The 17481-nt window shown below is 34.6% G+C and carries 26 protein-coding genes and 2 tRNA genes; 6 read left to right on the top strand and 22 right to left on the bottom strand.

Features of this window, described 5'->3' with window-relative positions:
• Positions 1 to 25: 25 nt before the first annotated feature.
• The 13 genes from ACYH9I_RS04850 to ACYH9I_RS04790 all read right to left on the bottom strand — a co-directional run bounded on the left by ACYH9I_RS04850 (position 26) and on the right by ACYH9I_RS04790 (position 7787).
• Entirely contained in the window at positions 26 to 1480 is a 1455-nt protein-coding gene (locus ACYH9I_RS04850) for an anti-CBASS protein Acb1 family protein (protein ID WP_483559336.1), read from the bottom strand.
• A 2-nt stretch (positions 1481 to 1482) separates the two neighbouring features.
• Positions 1483 to 2976: a terminase gene (locus ACYH9I_RS04845; protein WP_483559335.1), complete on the bottom strand. Its 1494-nt coding sequence runs from the start codon at positions 2974 to 2976 to the stop codon at positions 1483 to 1485.
• Positions 2976 to 3578, bottom strand: coding sequence for a hypothetical protein (locus tag ACYH9I_RS04840; RefSeq protein WP_483559333.1), 603 nt, complete (start codon positions 3576 to 3578; stop codon positions 2976 to 2978). Before ACYH9I_RS04840 ends, ACYH9I_RS04845 begins: the two co-directional genes overlap by 1 nt.
• Positions 3579 to 3587: 9 nt before the next feature.
• On the bottom strand, positions 3588 to 4100 hold the full coding sequence (locus ACYH9I_RS04835) for a Rha family transcriptional regulator (RefSeq protein ID WP_483559331.1): 513 nt from the start codon (positions 4098 to 4100) through the stop codon (positions 3588 to 3590).
• A gap of 283 nt (positions 4101 to 4383) precedes the next feature.
• The gene (locus tag ACYH9I_RS04830) at positions 4384 to 4725 is read right to left on the bottom strand and encodes a hypothetical protein (protein WP_483559329.1); all 342 of its coding nucleotides are present in this window, start codon (positions 4723 to 4725) and stop codon (positions 4384 to 4386) included.
• An 82-nt stretch (positions 4726 to 4807) separates the two neighbouring features.
• Positions 4808 to 5050, bottom strand: a complete 243-nt coding sequence (gene lysC, locus ACYH9I_RS04825; RefSeq protein ID WP_483559327.1) for an Rz1-like lysis system protein LysC — start codon at positions 5048 to 5050, stop codon at positions 4808 to 4810.
• Positions 4947 to 5489, bottom strand: a complete 543-nt coding sequence (locus ACYH9I_RS04820) for an MreC domain-containing protein (RefSeq protein ID WP_483559325.1) — start codon at positions 5487 to 5489, stop codon at positions 4947 to 4949. Before ACYH9I_RS04820 ends, lysC begins: the two co-directional genes overlap by 104 nt.
• Positions 5486 to 5929 (bottom strand): D-Ala-D-Ala carboxypeptidase family metallohydrolase, encoded by a 444-nt coding sequence (locus ACYH9I_RS04815; RefSeq protein ID WP_483559323.1) that lies wholly within the window; start codon positions 5927 to 5929, stop codon positions 5486 to 5488. Before ACYH9I_RS04815 ends, ACYH9I_RS04820 begins: the two co-directional genes overlap by 4 nt.
• Positions 5913 to 6227: a phage holin, lambda family gene (locus ACYH9I_RS04810; RefSeq protein ID WP_174796895.1), complete on the bottom strand. Its 315-nt coding sequence runs from the start codon at positions 6225 to 6227 to the stop codon at positions 5913 to 5915. The genes ACYH9I_RS04815 and ACYH9I_RS04810 overlap by 17 nt, the downstream gene beginning before the upstream one ends.
• 299 nt (positions 6228 to 6526) lie before the next feature.
• Positions 6527 to 6604, bottom strand: a tRNA-Met gene (locus ACYH9I_RS04805).
• An 8-nt stretch (positions 6605 to 6612) separates the two neighbouring features.
• Positions 6613 to 6703, bottom strand: a tRNA-Ser gene (locus tag ACYH9I_RS04800).
• 62 nt (positions 6704 to 6765) lie between these two features.
• Entirely contained in the window at positions 6766 to 7206 is a 441-nt protein-coding gene (locus ACYH9I_RS04795; protein ID WP_483559321.1) for a hypothetical protein, read from the bottom strand.
• Positions 7206 to 7787, bottom strand: a complete 582-nt coding sequence (locus ACYH9I_RS04790; protein ID WP_483559319.1) for a Panacea domain-containing protein — start codon at positions 7785 to 7787, stop codon at positions 7206 to 7208. Before ACYH9I_RS04790 ends, ACYH9I_RS04795 begins: the two co-directional genes overlap by 1 nt.
• A 443-nt stretch (positions 7788 to 8230) precedes the next feature.
• On the opposite strand from ACYH9I_RS04790, the gene ACYH9I_RS04785 reads away from it, so the two are divergent.
• Positions 8231 to 8419 (top strand): ribbon-helix-helix protein, CopG family, encoded by a 189-nt coding sequence (locus tag ACYH9I_RS04785; RefSeq protein ID WP_065609594.1) that lies wholly within the window; start codon positions 8231 to 8233, stop codon positions 8417 to 8419.
• Positions 8420 to 8451: 32 nt separating this feature from the next.
• Positions 8452 to 8982: a hypothetical protein gene (locus ACYH9I_RS04780; RefSeq protein WP_160413103.1), complete on the top strand. Its 531-nt coding sequence runs from the start codon at positions 8452 to 8454 to the stop codon at positions 8980 to 8982.
• Positions 8983 to 9120: 138 nt separating this feature from the next.
• Here ACYH9I_RS04780 and ACYH9I_RS04775 read toward each other — a convergent pair whose 3' ends face one another.
• From ACYH9I_RS04775 to ACYH9I_RS04735, 9 genes are all read right to left on the bottom strand, one after another.
• Positions 9121 to 9474 (bottom strand): antiterminator Q family protein, encoded by a 354-nt coding sequence (locus ACYH9I_RS04775; RefSeq protein WP_065606362.1) that lies wholly within the window; start codon positions 9472 to 9474, stop codon positions 9121 to 9123.
• Complete coding sequence (locus ACYH9I_RS04770) at positions 9471 to 9827, bottom strand: RusA family crossover junction endodeoxyribonuclease (protein ID WP_483559317.1); 357 nt, start codon at positions 9825 to 9827, stop codon at positions 9471 to 9473. The genes ACYH9I_RS04775 and ACYH9I_RS04770 overlap by 4 nt, the downstream gene beginning before the upstream one ends.
• Positions 9824 to 10123: a hypothetical protein gene (locus ACYH9I_RS04765; protein WP_483559315.1), complete on the bottom strand. Its 300-nt coding sequence runs from the start codon at positions 10121 to 10123 to the stop codon at positions 9824 to 9826. Before ACYH9I_RS04765 ends, ACYH9I_RS04770 begins: the two co-directional genes overlap by 4 nt.
• Positions 10123 to 10584 carry a recombination protein NinB gene (locus ACYH9I_RS04760; RefSeq protein ID WP_483559314.1) on the bottom strand — a complete coding sequence of 154 codons (462 nt, stop codon included), beginning with the start codon at positions 10582 to 10584 and terminating at the stop codon, positions 10123 to 10125. The genes ACYH9I_RS04765 and ACYH9I_RS04760 overlap by 1 nt, the downstream gene beginning before the upstream one ends.
• On the bottom strand, positions 10569 to 10751 hold the full coding sequence (locus ACYH9I_RS04755; RefSeq protein ID WP_483559312.1) for a hypothetical protein: 183 nt from the start codon (positions 10749 to 10751) through the stop codon (positions 10569 to 10571). Before ACYH9I_RS04755 ends, ACYH9I_RS04760 begins: the two co-directional genes overlap by 16 nt.
• Positions 10752 to 10919: 168 nt before the next feature.
• Entirely contained in the window at positions 10920 to 12329 is a 1410-nt protein-coding gene (locus ACYH9I_RS04750) for a replicative DNA helicase (protein WP_483559311.1), read from the bottom strand.
• A complete protein-coding gene (locus ACYH9I_RS04745; RefSeq protein ID WP_483559309.1) occupies positions 12326 to 13219 on the bottom strand; it encodes a hypothetical protein in 894 nt (297 codons plus the stop codon). The genes ACYH9I_RS04750 and ACYH9I_RS04745 overlap by 4 nt, the downstream gene beginning before the upstream one ends.
• A gap of 191 nt (positions 13220 to 13410) precedes the next feature.
• Entirely contained in the window at positions 13411 to 13695 is a 285-nt protein-coding gene (locus ACYH9I_RS04740; RefSeq protein WP_483559307.1) for a CII family transcriptional regulator, read from the bottom strand.
• Positions 13676 to 13891, bottom strand: a complete 216-nt coding sequence (locus ACYH9I_RS04735; RefSeq protein WP_483559305.1) for a Cro/CI family transcriptional regulator — start codon at positions 13889 to 13891, stop codon at positions 13676 to 13678. The genes ACYH9I_RS04740 and ACYH9I_RS04735 overlap by 20 nt, the downstream gene beginning before the upstream one ends.
• A gap of 99 nt (positions 13892 to 13990) precedes the next feature.
• Here ACYH9I_RS04735 and ACYH9I_RS04730 point away from each other — a divergent pair, with 99 nt between their 5' ends.
• The 4 genes from ACYH9I_RS04730 to ACYH9I_RS04715 all read left to right on the top strand — a co-directional run bounded on the left by ACYH9I_RS04730 (position 13991) and on the right by ACYH9I_RS04715 (position 17115).
• Positions 13991 to 14641: a LexA family protein gene (locus ACYH9I_RS04730; protein ID WP_483559303.1), complete on the top strand. Its 651-nt coding sequence runs from the start codon at positions 13991 to 13993 to the stop codon at positions 14639 to 14641.
• Between the two features lie 47 nt (positions 14642 to 14688).
• Positions 14689 to 14916, top strand: coding sequence for a putative hemolysin (locus ACYH9I_RS04725; RefSeq protein WP_483559301.1), 228 nt, complete (start codon positions 14689 to 14691; stop codon positions 14914 to 14916).
• Between the two features lie 194 nt (positions 14917 to 15110).
• Positions 15111 to 16538: an AAA family ATPase gene (locus tag ACYH9I_RS04720; protein WP_065590040.1), complete on the top strand. Its 1428-nt coding sequence runs from the start codon at positions 15111 to 15113 to the stop codon at positions 16536 to 16538.
• Positions 16531 to 17115 carry a hypothetical protein gene (locus ACYH9I_RS04715; RefSeq protein ID WP_483559299.1) on the top strand — a complete coding sequence of 195 codons (585 nt, stop codon included), beginning with the start codon at positions 16531 to 16533 and terminating at the stop codon, positions 17113 to 17115. The genes ACYH9I_RS04720 and ACYH9I_RS04715 overlap by 8 nt, the downstream gene beginning before the upstream one ends.
• Positions 17116 to 17481: the final 366 nt, after the last annotated feature.

Genomic DNA, 17481 nt, shown 5'->3' with positions numbered 1-17481 from the left:
GATTTGTTTGTTGGTGAGTGTGGGGTTATTCTTGCTTTTCGGTAATATTGGATTCTTTGGAATCGGCTTTATTATCGTCGGTCTTTTCAATATCGATATCCTCTAAATCGGGATCGGGCTCATAGCCGCCAGCTTCTCGTATTTCGTTCGGTGTAAACACAGGAATACCCATCGATTGCTGTGCTTTAACATTAACGTCTGACATCTTGAGCATAAGCTCAATTCGTTCAGCTTGACTTGGTGCTAATAAGTCAGACCATTTAAGAGTAAGTGTACCGTTAACTAATGGCTGGATAACTTTTAGCTTAATAAGCTTATTAACAAGCTCTTTTATCAATGCGCTCAAAAAACCATTACGACGTGACATTCCGCGCTTTGCATAATCCGCTTTATCTTCATCTGATGCTAACCTCCCTGTTTGTTGGCCAAAAACAATTGTAAATGGCATTCTGACAGAGGCAGCAAAACTATTTGCGGATACTGACCATCCTGAACTTGGATCAGCAGGGGCAACCGATAGAATATTAGCCGTAGCGCCAGCAGTGATTAATGCGCTATCAGTGCCCGAATTTAACAATGCGATTTGTTTATTCAATGCATCAGCGGGCTTTTCAAAACCTCGCTTTCTTAACTCTCGCTCCAGCTCCTCCATATCAGTGTCAGTGTCATAATTTAGATGAACCTGTCTACTAGCATTCTTGAGAAAACCCTCAGCGCTACCGCCTGAATATTTCATCATGTCGATTAAATCGTTATAACCAACCTCAAGCTGTGATTCGCCATCATCCATTGAATTAATCACGGATGTTTCATTAAGTATGATCACCCTGTCTGGGTGTATTCTGCGAGATAGATTTGGTTTACCTGACTTGTCACCTACAGCTACTTCATTAAATTGGTACATTGTGACTTGGCCATAGTTTTCGTCAGCTTCGTCATTATTCCATTCGCAAGCGGTTAACTGAGCTTCCCATGCAGGAATTAGCTTAACAATGGCATCTTTTGGTTCAAGCCGGTTCAATACAGCGGTATCGACAGGTTCGTCCCACTTTCTACTATCTCGCAACTGAATAATAAGTCCTGCATACTTACCGACAATTCCGCGCTTATCTGCTTCGGTGATAGCTGGCCACAATTTATCATTAAATAAATCAGTAACTATTTGCTCCCACATTGTTAGCTTTGAATCTTGCTCTCGAATGTCGCCATCAATGAATTTTGGGTAATCTAGCCAGCAAATATCACTCAATCGCTCAACAAAACCGCGTGCAGCGCTGTTTCTTTTGTATAGCTTATAAAAATCAGAGAAAGTAAGGTTTTCTGGATAACCGAACTCGCGATCGATAAATGCCCTTTTAGTGTTATTAACCAAGCCTTGAGATGCATACGCTAACCGTTGTCGGCTTATATCCTGATTGTTATTAATTGCTGTTGTAGCAGTATTTAATAACTGTTCATCTGTTAAATTCGAATAACTCATTGTTACCTCATAAATAATCCTGCTGAGCGTTTGCGTTTATTTCGATTAGCCACAGCAAAATATCTAAACGCATCCGCGCCGTGTGATGTATGGTCATGTAGCGGTTTATCTCGCCAACAGCCGTTTTTATCATCCCATGCTTTACGATAGGCTTCTAAATAAGCAATACCCTGTTCGCATTTGCTTGAATCAAATGCACAAAGCGACAAAATTTCACGAACTGATTCGATACCATCATCAACACTAAGCCTTGGTGCTACATTAAACTTAATGCTGTATTTCTCACCGTCAATTTCATAGCCTTCTTTTGCTATCTGTTTACGGCTCTTACCATCACCCGATAATTCACGATTATCAATATCGTGAGGTGCCCAGTGCTCAGCATATTCATAACCAAGCTTTTGTGCTTTGTCTTTTAAGACCTTCATGTAGTGCCTGAGACCCTCACCACTATTTTCGTAGTAGTCGATGATGTGAAATTCTTCACCCACTTTACGCACAAACCAAATAGCAGTTGAATCACCGACACCCAAGTCCCAATAGGTATAAACAGGTAAATGGCTATTATCAGGTAGCGTGGTAATGCGTTTTTCTTTGTATAGCTCTCTGAATTGCCTTGCATAGTAAGCGCCCTCGATTGATTGCTCAAAGGCTTCACTTGGAATAGATGGATATTCACGCTTCATATCATCACCAAGCGTTTTCTCTTTAGCGTGATACCAAGCTTTTTGTTGTTCGGTCAAGTTGATACCGTACTTAGCTTTTATCTCGCTAAAATATTCCTCTAATCTAGACGGTAATTGTTCAACTGGCTCTATCGCATAGAGCGGATTTTTCCACCAAGAGAAAAAGAAGAATTTCCAATCAAGTGATGATAATGGTTTTCCTTGAATATGGGCTTTTTCAGCTGTATTACAGTAATCGTAAAAATAACCACTTTTACCCTCAGCTGTACTTTCGATGGTAATGAAACAACCGGTAGCAACCGCCTCAAAAGCACCTGTGACGATTTCCTTAGCTTTATCAGGAAACTTAGCACAAATCTTACCAAACTCAGAAACATGTAAGTAACGCAATGTACCACCACGAAATGAAGTAGAAACATAAAGCGAACCACCCTTTTTAAAAACCAACTCGCTAGCAGCATCATTACTAGCAGGGTTGGCTTGTTTTATTTCTTCGGGTAGTCTGTCATAAGCATATTTGACTTTTTCTCTAAATAATCTTTTAGCATCATTTAAAGTGTGAGCAATCAAGGCGCATTTAGCTGATTCAAATAAAGCGGCATCTAACTGAATAATACATACTTCGGTAGTAAACCCCAATTGCCGAGCTTTTAAAATGATATTCCTCGTATGCATACCCTCGAAGTATTCAAGCTGTTCGGGGGTCATTGTGAAGCGAATTTGCTTGCCTGCTTTATCCGTGATGTAGTAGAGATTATTTAAACGCCAAAGCTTATTGCTGAGTTTTTTTAAATGACCAGGAGATAACATTAACCCTCCCGTGATAGTTTATCCATTAAATCCGAAAGTTGGCCAACTGAATTATCTTTTGGTGTATCATCAATGTTGTAAGCTTGACGCTCTAAAGTGATTAAATTTTTCAGCGTTTCACTTAATGCTTTCATTGACTTTACCCTTTCTGGCATTGATATGACGGACATATAAACTTCATTGAGTTTGTCCCTGCCGTTCTGGTCTGGATTTGCTAATAACTCACCAAGTTTTTTGAATGCCTCTATATCCGCACATTCAGCACCAAGCTCCTCAAACAAAGCATTAGCAATATTACGAGCTTTACGAATATCGCCTCGGTGTTCCATTCGGATATTAGCTATTACTTCGGCGTTAGCTTCAATAAGTATCCGCTCGTTTAACTTATTTTCACTGGATACCTGAGTGGATACCTCTTTTTTGGATACCAATGAGTCTGCTTTGTTTTTAATTTTTGCGCTTAAATCTCTTTCCCAACCATCACGCTTTGCTCTTTTATTTATTGCGCCGTGAGTTATTCCGTGTTGTGAAGCTATCTCTCTTATAGATAGTAATCCAGCCCTGTAGGCTGATTCGATAGCCTCCCAGTCTGGCTTTTTCATAATCTTTCCTTAAATTAATAATTGAATTTGTGATTGTTCTTGTAGTTTTTGTATCCTATTTGTTAACTCTGGCTTTTTCTCTTTACCCCAGCGTCTTAATAAGCGACCTGACATACTAGCTACATCTTTTTCTTTCATGTACTCAAGCATTAAGTCATTATGTTGTTTCATGTAGCTATGTTGCATTTTAGTAAGTTGTTCAGCCATCCAGTTAAATGCGTTAATGTACGCCTCTTTTATCTGTGCCGCAGCTTTACCAGTGAAGCCCATAACCAAAAATATAAATCCATCTTTAGTCATTTTATAAAAAGGCTGTGGCTTATTATTTTGTAAGTGATTGATTTCATAGCAAAGCTCAAAATTGAGCTTTGTAAAATCATCTGAACACTCTAAATTTTTTATGGCTCTTAAAACATTTTTATGATTTCGACCGAAATACTCCGCCACCTTTAAAGATGTCGTCATCACTTGATTACCTTGTAAAGTAACCATGTTTTCAAATTTGAATTGAGTTATAGTCATATTATGTCTCTCTATAGAATGAGCCTAAGTCACACAGAATAAACAGCCCCAAGAGTTCAGACATTAGCTGTCATTCTCTTAGACCCATTCTGTAAAGCTCTTGGTTAATATTTGCCGTGTGATGGCATTATGATTGGTTGAAAATTGATTTGAAGTTATTCGAGTTGTAAAACTGAAATTTACAACTGGATAATTATGAGTAATTAAAAATTGAATTGGGTTTGTTGTGTTTCAAAGAAAATAGGCATAAAAACCGACTGACGCCGGTTTTCAAAAAGATAATCTAAGAAAAATAAGGTTCTAATGTAAGCACTTCATAAACAAATGAAATTAAAAAAATAACATTTATAAGAACTGAATTTATAAATATAGATAAAATATACCATAACATGTTAAAACTTATTAGTTTATCATTTTTTCTTATAAAGTTTTTATCGCTTAAATAAACAACCGATATAAGTAATACCGCGTATAATATTGTAAACATATAAAATAATTTACTATTCCCTTGCATATGAGCAAAAGCAAGAGGCAACGAGAAAATAGCAGCAAAAGGGATTACTTTAGCCGATATAGTTATCATTTTTTCTAACACAATAAATTCAGAAACATTTTTACATTTCATTTTGTTCTCCTTTTTGTTAAAAAGAAGAAATATCATACTATATTCAGTTAAAAAGCAATCAAAATTTTACATCTACTTTCAATTATAATTTATTTTCACCACTAATCTCTCTTATCGCCCTTTTATCCGCATTACACTTTTCAATAACATTTAGCAAATGCTCGTTATATCTGAGGCTATCACCGAACGTCATCGATTTCGGTGGTAAATTTGGCAGGCAGTCACTTAATAGATTGGCTGGTATCGGTCGATCGACGTAAACCTTTCGCTCTGTTGTACAGGCTACTAGAAATAGACACAGGCACAAACTGATTAGCACAGTCATTATTCTTGAGTTGCTCATTGATTTGCTCCTGCCTTTCGATAGATTGGTTTTCTAGCTCACGTTTGCTTTGCTCATTATCTGCTATGATTTGATTGTTTTTAGCAATGTTCTGCTCTAACTGTTCGATTTTTTTAGATAGCTCAGCTTTATCTTTTTGTAGCTGTTTCTTATCTTGATAATTGTTGTAACCGAAATAGACAGCAAAGACAAAAGCGACAATGATTAATGCTATGCTTGCCATACTTGATTTATTCATAACAATGTAACTCCACACATCTGGACAGACAAATTTTATATATAAACAAACAAAACCAATGGAAACCATTGTTGCAACAAACCAAGAAAACCATTCGACTAGTAAATTACCTTCTGCAACTATTACTATCTCGTAATCGTCGTTTTTAACTAACACGTGCTCATGCTGATTTTTTAATTTCATACCAACCCACTCAAATAAACCGTTTTACCGTCCTGCTTAACTGCTGTTAACACTATTTGACGATTGTTAGTTGGACTAAACCCGATATGCACCCATTGATTATGCTCTTGAATTAATTTATCGAACTGCACACCAGAATCAATTAATCGTTGGCAAATCTCTTTGGGTGTACCAAATGATGATTTAAAATCTACCGCTAATCCTTTTGTGTGAGCACTAGTAGATACCCCGCCAACTTTAGCATTTAGTGCAGGACAGCGGTATCCAGACGTGATAATGATTGGCTTACCCAAAGCTTTTCTTACCAACTCCAGCTTAATAGCTGTTAATTGCACGTTAGGCATTAAATTTTCAGGCACAAAGTTATTGATTTTTAATCTACTAGCTGTCGTTGAGCGCGTAAATTCTTCTAGTGTGAAATGTTCAGTTAGCTTGGTCATCGTTGTTATCAACCCTTTTTCTTAACATTGAATTTGATATTTGACGTAATTTATCAACCCCTAAAAATCCAATTGCACCACCAATAAACGGATTCATGCTAACTGGCAAACCAAAATAATCTAGTCCACTGCTGGCAGCTAATGACAACGCACCGCATAACAACGCTTCCACCCATTTACGGCGTCCTCCCACCCCGTCGTATGTTAAACGACCGTAGGCTATGATGATGGATAAAACGACGCCATAAATTAAGGGCGCATTCGATTGTAACCATTCCATGATTGATGATTTATACATGTTATTATTCTTCTTGTTAGTTAATGATGTGACAGCGTACTAGCTATTGGTAGTTATGCATGTGTCTAGCTTTGCTGTCGATTTGGCTAACCACGCCAAAGATGACGAGGTCGTAACTTTTTCTACACGTGGTAGATAAGATGTAAAACAATACACCGTGATCAACCGGTGTAGCCAAAATGAACGCATCTTAAATTGGTCTTAAAGTTCCACAAGGGAATCAAAAATAATAGAAGCCCCCAAACGTATCACAACCCAGATTTATCCAGATTGTGTAGAGGTTATGAGATGGACTGTTATGGTGGGTCTAGCTGGACTCGAACCAAGCTACCTTTCAATTATGAGTTGACCGCTCATACCGTATGAGCTTTAGACCCTTGGAAAATGGCGGAGGATGTGAGATTCGAACTCACGGAGAGCGTTCGCCCTCTCTGGTTTTCAAGACCAGTACATTAAACCAGCTCTGCCAACCCTCCAAAATTTTGATAATAAAAAAGCCCCAGTGCTAACTGAGGCTTGGCATAATTAAAGATATTTACTAAAAACAAATTCTATCAAAAGGAACTACGAAAGGACTGGGATGTAATTTACATATTTGGATAATTCTATGCTCAATTATTTTTTCAGCTTCATTTGTAATTAATTTAGTGTGAATTATTCCGTCCGAAACATCTCCTTGATATTTATCATCAGAGCCACCTTTATAAATTGGATACCCAAAGTGATAATGAAAAAGATTATGTTTTTTCGCTTGTGCAATGAAAGCATCTTTCACAACACTACAGGTGAAATCGACATCAAAACTTGGTTTGTACTTCCCAGTAAGCTCTGAGAAAGGGTCCCAACCATTCGAAATTGGCCGAATAAAATTATCTCTAATCAGAAGAACAACTTTAGGCTCGTTATCTAGAAACGTATTCCATTCTTTTCTAAATTTATCACTCTGAGAAAGTGTTACTTTATGCTTGTAACCAATCATTACAAAGTTTTAGCCCAAGCAATGAAGTCATCATCGTTATCAAGTACATTTTTAGGTATTTCAATCGACCGTGACTTTTCAGAATCATCAAGAGCATTTAACACGCTCACTAGATGATTATCTTGTAAATTTGCCAATTCATTTTTGAAAAATATACTCATTTCCTCAGTGGTGATCTCACATCCATCCGCTTTATTAATTCCTAGAGAATGTTTCATCCATGGTGATTCCTGATGCGTTTTAAGCACTAAATCCCAAGGAGATAAACGACCAACAAGATTCAAAACATAATCTATAATACATTTAATTCGTTCATCTAAACCATGAAAGATAGATGCCCCATCTTGAAACCTGTCCAAACTAATCTCCTTTATTCCTTTGTATTCATGATATAAAGATAAGACGACAGGACCTAAATTATAAGCAGTTATTTTTTCATTAAATAATTTCTCACCATGCAAAGCAATGAAATAACCTTGACAATAGTAAGCTAATTTTTGCAGTTGTAGATTGCCAACAGTAATACCCTTTTGGTTAGCATCCCATAATAGGGCTTTTCCAAAATCTCTTGCTGTTATCATATAATCACCTCAAAAGAATTAATAACTCAAGTTATCAACCTGCTGTAGATTATAAATACCATAAGGTAAAGAGTAAAGTAGAATTATACAAATATGTTACCTTAAAAAGGCTTACTATGTTACCTTTTCATAAAAACAAAAGCCCAACTTTTTAGGGTCAGGATTTAATAATTCTTTAAAAATATTTAACTTTTTAGATAGATAGTGTTGACTTTTATTATAGGTTAACCTATAATAATAACCATCAAGTAAGGGACTTGATAAGGTAAACCCCCGACCTAAGACGAGGGCTTAAGGAGAAGAAAAATGAAGTTCAAAATACTCATTTTAATTCTGCTACTTTTGATAAGCTCCCCAGCATTCTAAAGTAGTTCAAAGGAGAGGGAAACCTCTCCGATGACCTTAAATATATCAATTGACACTTAATAAATCAAGGTGATTTTATGGCAAAATCAATAACAGAAATTCAAGCAAAAAGTGACCAAAAACGAGGTGTTAAAGTAAAAGGCTTCAAACTACACGTTGATGATATAGCATTAATTGAACAAGCAAGTAAAAGCCTAGATATACCCCAAGCTCAACTTATTGTTGATGCTGTTAAATACTATCTTGATAACAAAAAAGCCTCTTAATTAAGGCTTTAAAATATATAAGGAATAACGTAATGAAAAGTGATTTTTTACAAACAATATGTGCAACTGTTATTGGTGGTTTAATATCAGCATTTGTGAGTGTTGTAGTTACATATTACATTCCCAAGTTGCAACAAGAAGAAGAAGGAAAAAAATGGCTTCAAATTTTTGCTGTTGAAATAGAAGGCTATCATGGTTCTGATATAATCTGCGAACGCATTCAGACAGTAAATAAAAAAATAAAAGAATTTAATAATACAAATCTTTTAGAAAACAGATTAATCACTCCAGACTCTGAATTAAATTTACCTTCAATTTATAAATCTAACCTAGATAAAGTTGGATTATTAAAATCAGAAGACGCAGAAAATATTATGAATTTCCATACTTATTTTAATAATTCTTTAATAATTTTTAGTGAATCATCAATATATAACAAGGTTGGATTTAATAAAAAAACACTCAACGCTTTATTAGAACAGTTAACAAATGCTGAAAAATACAGAAAAAAAGTATTAGACTCAGCCAATATAAAATATGAGTCAAAATGCGAAATAGACTAGGTTGCACATTGAACAATAAAATAAAAAGCCCAACTATTTCTGTGGGCTTAAATTCTATGCGTTCAAAACCGCATTTTGAACTAATTATATATGCGCATTTGCGCAAAGTCCAGCTTTTTATCTGCAATATTTTGCATTTTATGCCACTTTTTTGAAATATTCGTAAATATTTCCTCTTACAAACATCTCTGCTTGATTTAATAAATTAATAATATCGTGTGGACGCTTTCCAATTGCTTTTGCTTGGGCATTACACGAAACTCCACGCAAATAATATGCAGTTAAAACAATCCACTGTGAATAATTATCATTTTTTAAAATTAACACCGCATTATCAACAATTTCAGCTTCATCTTCGGTCAGATACTGACGATAATCAAAATCCATTGGCGCACCATCAATACCTGCCGATTTTGAGGGGTATTCGGTTCCCATTCTTTTTAATATACGGGTGTTTTTCCATGCTGTTAAAATATCTTTAGTTTCTCTCATTGCTCCCCCAATTTACTTATAGATAATTCTATTCTGCCACCCTTGATAACTTCTTTTCTTTCGCTGTGTAATACATCTATTTGCTCATCATCCAAAATGACACCGCTATGAATTAATGCATCAAAAATAGCTTTATTTATATTATCTAGGTCTCGTTTTCTTCTATCTGGCATATAAGCTTTAATTTCAACCATTACCCTTTCAGATAACTTCTTATTAGCTTTATTCTGCAATACGATAGCTACAACGGCATTTCTAAATTTAATACCGTCAGGTTTAATGTATCTTCGCTTTCCTGCCGTTCCCCAATAATGATTAACCGTTGGAGGATAAGGAAGTGTTAGTGTAATCATACTTTCATTACCCCTATTTTCCCTCGCCTTGCTAACTGAATAATTGTTAATACTATTGCTTTATCTAATAAAATTCGTCTTTCTTCTCTTGTTAATTCTTTACCGTTATCAATCTGATAATGACATTGATTACACAATGCGGCACATGCACAATCATCCGTTTTCATACCCATTCCCTTGCCTTCATTTCTATGCGCAGGCTGAGTTTGACAATAACAACCACATAAGACGCAATATTCTATTGATTTAACAGCATCGAGCCATTTTGAGTTTCGATAAATAACCTGTTTTATCATCACGCCACCTTTGATAATTGGTCTTTGTACTGTTCAGCCAGTCGAATCGCTTCCTGTGCATCTGAGCTAAATATAACGCCATTTTCAGCCCCGAACTGTTCAGCACAAGTCACCACATCAGCAAATGCTTTTTTATTCATTCTTCGCGTTGATTGCCCCATGAATACCAGTCCGCCTTGAATTCCCTTTACACATTTCTGCCCGTGCAAATTAGCCGTGATTAAATGCTTCCATTCCTCTGCTGTGAGCTTTTCTCCATTCCATTCAACTTGTTTTGCGATATCATTTAAAACAGCCCACATCATGCGATTTTGTGCTAACGTGCGATTGTCTTCATCAATTACAATCCGCAATGGATGCTCGCTATCAATTGGCAATTGATTTATTACGTTAATCACTGTAGTGCGTGCTAGTTCGTGTGTTAATCGAAATTCTTTAATCACTTCTAGACCCTTACACACTCAAAATTACGCACTTCAACATCAACTTTAGTATTGCCGAATGAGTTTTTAACTGTAGCCAGCGTTTTAATTAAACCTTTTTCTGTGAGTTTTGAATCACGATGCAATACGATTGTTCCCCACGCTTGCCAACCCTTTTTTACTTCTGCTGTTATTTTGTAAGCCATTTCTATATCAACTCTCTCAATTTTGCCTTATCTTCTTCTGAATATTTTTTAACTCGTTCTGCTATTTCATGCTTAATCTGTACCGTATTCGCTCCCCTGCTCTTTATCGCTCTTACATAGTCGTACGCTATTTTGTCGAGCATGTGATTAAGACCAAGTGGGCAGTGATTAACTGGCTCGCGCATACTTTCTCTCTTTTTTCACTGGCTCTGGATTAGCTTTAGCATAAGATTCAGCTTGATTAACTTCATAAATGCGACCATTGCTAATACCTGCAAAAACAGTAAAATTTCCCGAGCCGTGACGATTTAACGCTACATTAATTTCCATCAGGTTCTTATCTGCGTTGTCGTTGTAAACAGCATCGCGATAAATACCCACCCAATAATCACAGTCTTGCTCAATTTGCCCTGTGTCACGGCTATCACTTGGGATCGGACGCTTATCCGCTCTTGATTCAAGATTACGGTTTAATTGAGTTAACATGACAACAACGCAATTAAGCTCCTTAGCTAAGGCTTTAAGCCCTTTAGTAATTGCTCCATAAGCCAAGTCATTACGAGTATCATCGCCAGTTTTTTCTTTCTCCATTAACGTTAGATAGTCAACCATGATCATGCCTATTTGCCCCTTTTCTCTTGCCATTCGTCGAGCTTCTGAACGGATATGCGATAGCGTGATCGCAGGTGTATCATCAATGTAAATGTTATCGGTGTTTGATAATTCGTTGAGATGATGCATAACGTGCGCAAATTCTGAATCTGAACCTAACCCACCGTCATAAAAAATATTGCTATTTACCGCTGATTCTTGAGCTAAAATATTTTCAAGCATTTGCTCATCTTGCATTTCTAACGAAAACATCAGCACAGGTAATTTTTCATTCATAGCGCAATGACGAGCCATGTTAATTTCGAACGTGGTTTTACCCATTTTTGGACGAGCACCAACGACAAACAGCGATCCGCGAACAAGCCCTTTAGGCGATAATTTTTCATCTAGTGCTTTTATCCCAGTTGATAAACCACGCGCACTATCTGCATTTTCTAATCGTTTTTCTAATGTTTCAGTCCACTTATCAGCGATTATTTTTAACGACTTAAGCCCCGTTGTTTTACCTGTTTTGTTATAGTCATCAATTTGCGTAAATAGCGCATGAATAGCCGATATTTTGTCGCTAGTAGATAGATTTGATTTCTCAAAAATCATCGCACTACAGTCGTTTAATTTTTGCAATGTATAGCGTTCAATCGCTTTGTCTCGAACAATTCCAGCATAGGCTGTAACGTTGATCATCGACGGCGTATTTTTTGATAATTCAGCCAGATACGCTAAACCACCACAATCTTTCAAAATCCCTTTTGCTTCCATACAGTCTGACAATGTAATCAGATCAATTGGGTAATTTTTACGATTTAATTCAAGCATTTCAGCAAAAATAACTTGATGATGTCTGCCGTAGAACGATTCTGGCTTCAATGAATAGATTGCTTTTTGGCAGCGGTCTGATTGAAAATCTAACATCATTGAGCCAAGTACTGCTTGTTCAGCAACTAAATCATGAGGGATCACGTTCACAGCGTACCCTCCTTGAATTTTGTATAAGTTTCATCTGTCACAATGTATTCAAATTTAGCCTTCCAGTTTCGCTTGTTTTCACCAAACACCCAAGCTGGTGCTCTTTCTACAAAATCATAAAAATAGTTAATCAAATCATTTATGTTTAGTTTTTTGTTGTCTTTAAAAAATTTTTTAACTAGGTTTTTTCGTGCAGTGGTCATTTTTTGAATTTGAGGTAATCTGTTTTCTACAGCATCGTTGTATGCATCCATGACTAAATCAAAATCAATTGAGTTTTTATTTTTTGGCGCAGATGAGTCATCGTCAGATGACATATTATTTTTATTATTACTTTCTTGTTCTAATACTTTATTGTTCTGTTGGTCAACTTTTTGGTCATTTGATTGGTCATTAGGTCGGTCATTAACACCGTTTAAAGTCTTGATATTACTAGCTTGGTATTGGTCATTAGGTTGGTCAATCTTTTGGTCATTTGATTGGTCGCAAAAATATGACTGATAAGCATCATAATTTATGATAGTTATAACCGTACCTAAACGATTGCCAGACTTAGAAATCATGCCTTGATTTTCGAAAAATTCTAATGCCCTGCGGATGATTGTGGAGTTAACAGGTTTGCCACCAATTTCAATTTGACTAGCTAAAATTTCCCTAGTCGTAACTAGTTGCCCACGAGACAAATCCCAGTCACGGCCTTTAAAATTAACAGTTCTATCCTTGTAACTTGCATCAAGTAATAAATTTTCCCAAAGCGTGCGCTTAATAGCGCATTTAGCCCAATCAGCGTGTCTAACACTACGACTCAATGCAATATAACCCTTTTTAAAATTACTCATGTTTACGCCTTTTTTAGCGTTATAAAAATCGATTACTTCTGCCGTGGACATGATTTACCTCTTTTAGCTGATTGAAACACTTCTACAAATCGCTTTCCAAATTCTGGGTTATGTAATGCGATCATCGCTAACTCTTCGGGTTTTTCTGCCCGTTGACATGTTCTGTAATATGATTTATTCTTTCTCATGTGATTTACTCCGATTCAGTGATCACGCGCCACTAACCCTAATTAGTGGCTTTTTTATACCATTTCATCAATCTCTAAGTATTTTCTTGCTAATGTTTTTATAGATTTCAGCTCTGCTTGTGACACTTCTAACGAATCATCAGGAACAACTTTTAACCCTAAACAAGTTATTAGTTTTGCAATCACGGGAATATCATCGTTTTTTAATCTAGATATTTTTGACTCGCTCATACCCAACTCTATTGCAATAGTTGTCTGTGTTTTTTCTGCAAGACGTTGCAAGATTATGCTTTCAATCTTTCTCGCTCTTTCATTTGTTTTATTCGATAATTTTTCCATTGATTTGATCTCTGTTATTTTTTCGATACAAAGAACTATCTACCTTTAATTTTCCATTGGTAAATTCTTGTAGACGATACGCGTTTTTTTCTGGGATTATTTCGCCCCATTGAGAAACAGCAGCAGGACTAATCATCAAAGCATCAGCTACCTTTTTGGGATTTTTAAAATAATTAATAACTATTTTTTTTAGCATAATTTAAATCCATTAATTTAAGACTTCTAAAATACTACATTGTTAGAAAACTTAAGTCAATATGATTTAAGATAACTTAAACAATAAAAGAGGTGTCAAATGACAACAGAAACAATTGGCCAAAGAATACGGAGGCGAAGAAAAGCCTTAAATCTTACGCAAAAAGACTTGGCTAAATCTTTACAGGATGCTAGCCATGGGTCAATATCACAATGGGAATCAGATACAACATCACCTAGCGCTAAAAATTTATTCGACTTATCAATAGCTCTTGAGTGTGATTTTGCATGGCTTCTGAATGGTGGGGAAGAATCCAATGTCGTTCCCGCATCATTAAAATCTTTCAAGGTACCATTAATTAGTTATGTACAAGCAGGAGTTTGGACTGAATCATGCGAATTAAGAGATTCAACAGGATTTGAATACATTATGACTTCATTGGAATTATCGGATAAAGCATTTGCATTACAAATAAAAGGCGACTCAATGGAGCCAGAATTTAAAGAAGGTGATGTTGTCATTATAGATCCAGCCGTTAACCCCATCCCCGGTGAATTTGTTGTCGCAATGAATGGCGAATCAGAAGCAACTTTCAAGAAATATAGAGAGTTAGGATATGATGAGCATGAAAGAATGCAATTTGAACTTATACCATTAAATCCTGACTATACAACAATGAGCACATTAACTCAGCAAATAAGAATAGTTGGCACAATGGTTGAGCATAGGATATTCAGACGTAAAAGATAGATGTAATCAATGCTATAAAAAATGGTTAATATCAAAAAGAGGTTTTAATGAAAAAATTATTATTAATTAGTTTTTTATCTGCATCAACGATAGCTTGTGCAAAAAAAGAATCAGCACAAAACAACGTTAACATTGCTAATCCTGCATCAGTTTATTGCGAAAGTCTTGGTGGTAAATCTGAAATAGTAAAGGACAGCAAAGGTTGGTATGGATTATGCCACCTACCCGACGGAACTACTGTCGATGAATGGAAATTATACAGAGATAAACATTAATAACCGCTTCGGCGGTTAAATAAAAAAAGATCATAAAGATACTGACTATTTCTTGAAGTTTCTAGTTTCATAATAATTGAAGGTAGTATATCATACCTAATAGATTCAGTTAATTTGATAATTCATTTAAAATAACACACTGTCTATTTTTACTACATGATACAACAACTATTACTTAAGAGAACTAAGCTCATATGAAGTTTAATGTTAACATAGAAAACTTTGGTAAAATTCAAAACGCAAATATAACATTAAGTAATTTTACTGTGATAGCAGGCAGGAATGGTTGCGGAAAAAGTTTTGTAACTAGGGCTTTTTATAGCTTCTTTAATACAATAAATAAAGATCATTTAACAAAAAATTTGCTAAATGATATTGGAGTAACTGACTTTTTTTTAAATAAAATATTATCAACAAGTAAACTCAATACAAAAGAAACTACATCACTCTTATTAATGAAACAAGCGATTGATGACTGCGTTAATTTCATACAACATAATGTTGATGCTCATTATTTATCAGAGCAATTTTTGTTGACAAAACAATTAAATGAAAAATTAAAAAACATAATAAATAATTTCAAAGACTTTAAAAACGAGCTTGGAAGTAAACAAAAAATACAATCTTTCGTTGAAGAATTAATAGGATTAGATGATATCATTCACAATTTAGATCTTTTAGCTAAAGACCCTATTAATAATATAGCAAAATCAATTGAACAAGATCTTAGATCTGAATTACAAGAAAATTTTCAAATTGCTAAATTATCTCAATTAATTAATTATAATAACAATAAAAAATTTTCTTTTAACTTTGAAAAATTAGGCACAATAAGTTTGCAATATAATGAAAGAGAAAAGCAAGACAGCATTGCATTTGAACTTAATTCAGCTAGCATAGATCAGTTTCAACAGCTCAATAATATTGTGTATATAGAATCCCCTATATTTTGGAAAATACGACCTGCTTTAAATTTAATCAAAAGAAATCAATTTCTTAATAGATCTCTTCGTTCTAAATTTTTTCAAAAAGAATTGTTGGGTATCCCAAAATATTTTTTTGATTTATCGAACTTATTGGAGGTTAATTATACATTATCACCAATAGTTACTAAATTTGAAGAAATATCTTCCACCCTAAAAGATGCAATTGGCGGAAAATTTGATATTTCTGACAGTGGGGACATTCTTTTCAAAGAAAAGAATTGCGAAAACAGTTCTTTTTCACTTTATTTAACTTCTACAGGAACAACAAACCTAGGAATGCTATCTTTATTATTAGATAAAGGAATTATTTCTGATGGTAGCTATTTATTTATTGACGAACCAGAAATTAATCTACACCCGAATTGGCAAAGAATGATGGTTGAGTGTTTATTAGAGTTATCAAAATTAAACGTTCATGTTGTAATCGCTACTCATAGTATTGATATGATTAAATGTATCGAATTGTTAATTAATAAAAATGAAGATTTAGTAAGTAATGATCACTTTGCAATTAATCAGCTATCATCAGAAGGTATCTCAATCAACAATGAAGAAAATATATTCAACAAAATTAAAGCGATTAAAGATGATTTGGGTGAATCTTTTTTACAGATGTTTTTAGAAGAAAATGGCTAAAATTGAATTAAATAAATTTTTTAAAAAAATAGATCCAGAATTTAGAGATATAACAAAGGAATTGCTAGAACGATTACCTAATGGTTATTTGCTTGATAATGATGATGGGTTAAAAAAACATTGTAATTGTGATAATTTAAAATCTGTTGATTTTCTATTAGAAAAAGATGGAAATCTATATTTTACCGAATTCAGTGATTTAAATGCTGAAGATGGAAATATTAGAAAGAAAATAACACAACAGATTAATTGTTGTGAACAGGCAAAATCTTGTCCAGTTAAAGGACACTATCCCAAGCTACTTCAGAATATTAAAGTAAATGATTTTGCTTTAAAATACAAAGATACTTTATTATTATTACTCTCAATTAAAAACGATCTGGAACCTAAAACCATATTTCATGAAAATGCAGATAAATGGCATTTTTTAATAGTTTATAATAAAGAACTTAACTCTGATCTTGCAAGATATTTAGATTTATTAAAATCGAATATAAAATCTTCATTACCTACAAGATTATTGAATAAAGATAACTTTAAAATTCAAAATTTAGATAACTTCATCAATAATTTTTAGTCCGTGTATTCACAATAGTCTAGTTAAAGCTGCTTAGTTCATTCGAGATAAAATAAAGCCCCTTTCGGGGCTTTTTTTACACCTAAAATCCCACCACAACTTTAAAACACCTTTCTGGTTAAAAAATAATTTGCAATTCAATATTACTCATAACTCGCATACAAAAAAACAATTACAGAATACTTAAATTTATTTTAGATTTCTTAAATATTTTATTGACAATTAATTTTAGATATCTTAAATTATTACACATCAAAACAAATCAACTTAACAAAAGAATTAAGCAATACCACGAGTTACTTAATTAGTTAAGCGAGATTCAAGTAGCTAGCTGGAGCATATGAAAGTACAGCGGTTTTGATAGCA

It is taken from the genome of Gilliamella sp. X-23 (assembly GCF_057063545.1).
This window is presented reverse-complemented; position numbering and strand designations above follow the sequence as displayed.

Bases quoted from the DNA above. Each gene is read 5' to 3' on its own strand.
- ACYH9I_RS04850 (WP_483559336.1), bottom strand. From the start codon at position 1,480: ATGAGTTATTCGAATTTAACAGATGAACAGTTATTAAATACTGCTACA.
- ACYH9I_RS04845 (WP_483559335.1), bottom strand. From the start codon at position 2,976: ATGTTATCTCCTGGTCATTTAAAAAAACTCAGCAATAAGCTTTGGCGT.
- ACYH9I_RS04840 (WP_483559333.1), bottom strand. From the start codon at position 3,578: ATGAAAAAGCCAGACTGGGAGGCTATCGAATCAGCCTACAGGGCTGGA.
- ACYH9I_RS04835 (WP_483559331.1), bottom strand. From the start codon at position 4,100: ATGACTATAACTCAATTCAAATTTGAAAACATGGTTACTTTACAAGGT.
- ACYH9I_RS04830 (WP_483559329.1), bottom strand. From the start codon at position 4,725: ATGAAATGTAAAAATGTTTCTGAATTTATTGTGTTAGAAAAAATGATA.
- lysC (WP_483559327.1), bottom strand. From the start codon at position 5,050: ATGACTGTGCTAATCAGTTTGTGCCTGTGTCTATTTCTAGTAGCCTGT.
- ACYH9I_RS04820 (WP_483559325.1), bottom strand. From the start codon at position 5,489: ATGAAATTAAAAAATCAGCATGAGCACGTGTTAGTTAAAAACGACGAT.
- ACYH9I_RS04815 (WP_483559323.1), bottom strand. From the start codon at position 5,929: ATGACCAAGCTAACTGAACATTTCACACTAGAAGAATTTACGCGCTCA.
- ACYH9I_RS04810 (WP_174796895.1), bottom strand. From the start codon at position 6,227: ATGTATAAATCATCAATCATGGAATGGTTACAATCGAATGCGCCCTTA.
- ACYH9I_RS04795 (WP_483559321.1), bottom strand. From the start codon at position 7,206: ATGATTGGTTACAAGCATAAAGTAACACTTTCTCAGAGTGATAAATTT.
- ACYH9I_RS04790 (WP_483559319.1), bottom strand. From the start codon at position 7,787: ATGATAACAGCAAGAGATTTTGGAAAAGCCCTATTATGGGATGCTAAC.
- ACYH9I_RS04785 (WP_065609594.1), top strand. From the start codon at position 8,231: ATGGCAAAATCAATAACAGAAATTCAAGCAAAAAGTGACCAAAAACGA.
- ACYH9I_RS04780 (WP_160413103.1), top strand. From the start codon at position 8,452: ATGAAAAGTGATTTTTTACAAACAATATGTGCAACTGTTATTGGTGGT.
- ACYH9I_RS04775 (WP_065606362.1), bottom strand. From the start codon at position 9,474: ATGAGAGAAACTAAAGATATTTTAACAGCATGGAAAAACACCCGTATA.
- ACYH9I_RS04770 (WP_483559317.1), bottom strand. From the start codon at position 9,827: ATGATTACACTAACACTTCCTTATCCTCCAACGGTTAATCATTATTGG.
- ACYH9I_RS04765 (WP_483559315.1), bottom strand. From the start codon at position 10,123: ATGATAAAACAGGTTATTTATCGAAACTCAAAATGGCTCGATGCTGTT.
- ACYH9I_RS04755 (WP_483559312.1), bottom strand. From the start codon at position 10,751: ATGGCTTACAAAATAACAGCAGAAGTAAAAAAGGGTTGGCAAGCGTGG.
- ACYH9I_RS04745 (WP_483559309.1), bottom strand. From the start codon at position 13,219: ATGTCCACGGCAGAAGTAATCGATTTTTATAACGCTAAAAAAGGCGTA.
- ACYH9I_RS04740 (WP_483559307.1), bottom strand. From the start codon at position 13,695: ATGGAAAAATTATCGAATAAAACAAATGAAAGAGCGAGAAAGATTGAA.
- ACYH9I_RS04735 (WP_483559305.1), bottom strand. From the start codon at position 13,891: ATGCTAAAAAAAATAGTTATTAATTATTTTAAAAATCCCAAAAAGGTA.
- ACYH9I_RS04730 (WP_483559303.1), top strand. From the start codon at position 13,991: ATGACAACAGAAACAATTGGCCAAAGAATACGGAGGCGAAGAAAAGCC.
- ACYH9I_RS04725 (WP_483559301.1), top strand. From the start codon at position 14,689: ATGAAAAAATTATTATTAATTAGTTTTTTATCTGCATCAACGATAGCT.
- ACYH9I_RS04720 (WP_065590040.1), top strand. From the start codon at position 15,111: ATGAAGTTTAATGTTAACATAGAAAACTTTGGTAAAATTCAAAACGCA.
- ACYH9I_RS04715 (WP_483559299.1), top strand. From the start codon at position 16,531: ATGGCTAAAATTGAATTAAATAAATTTTTTAAAAAAATAGATCCAGAA.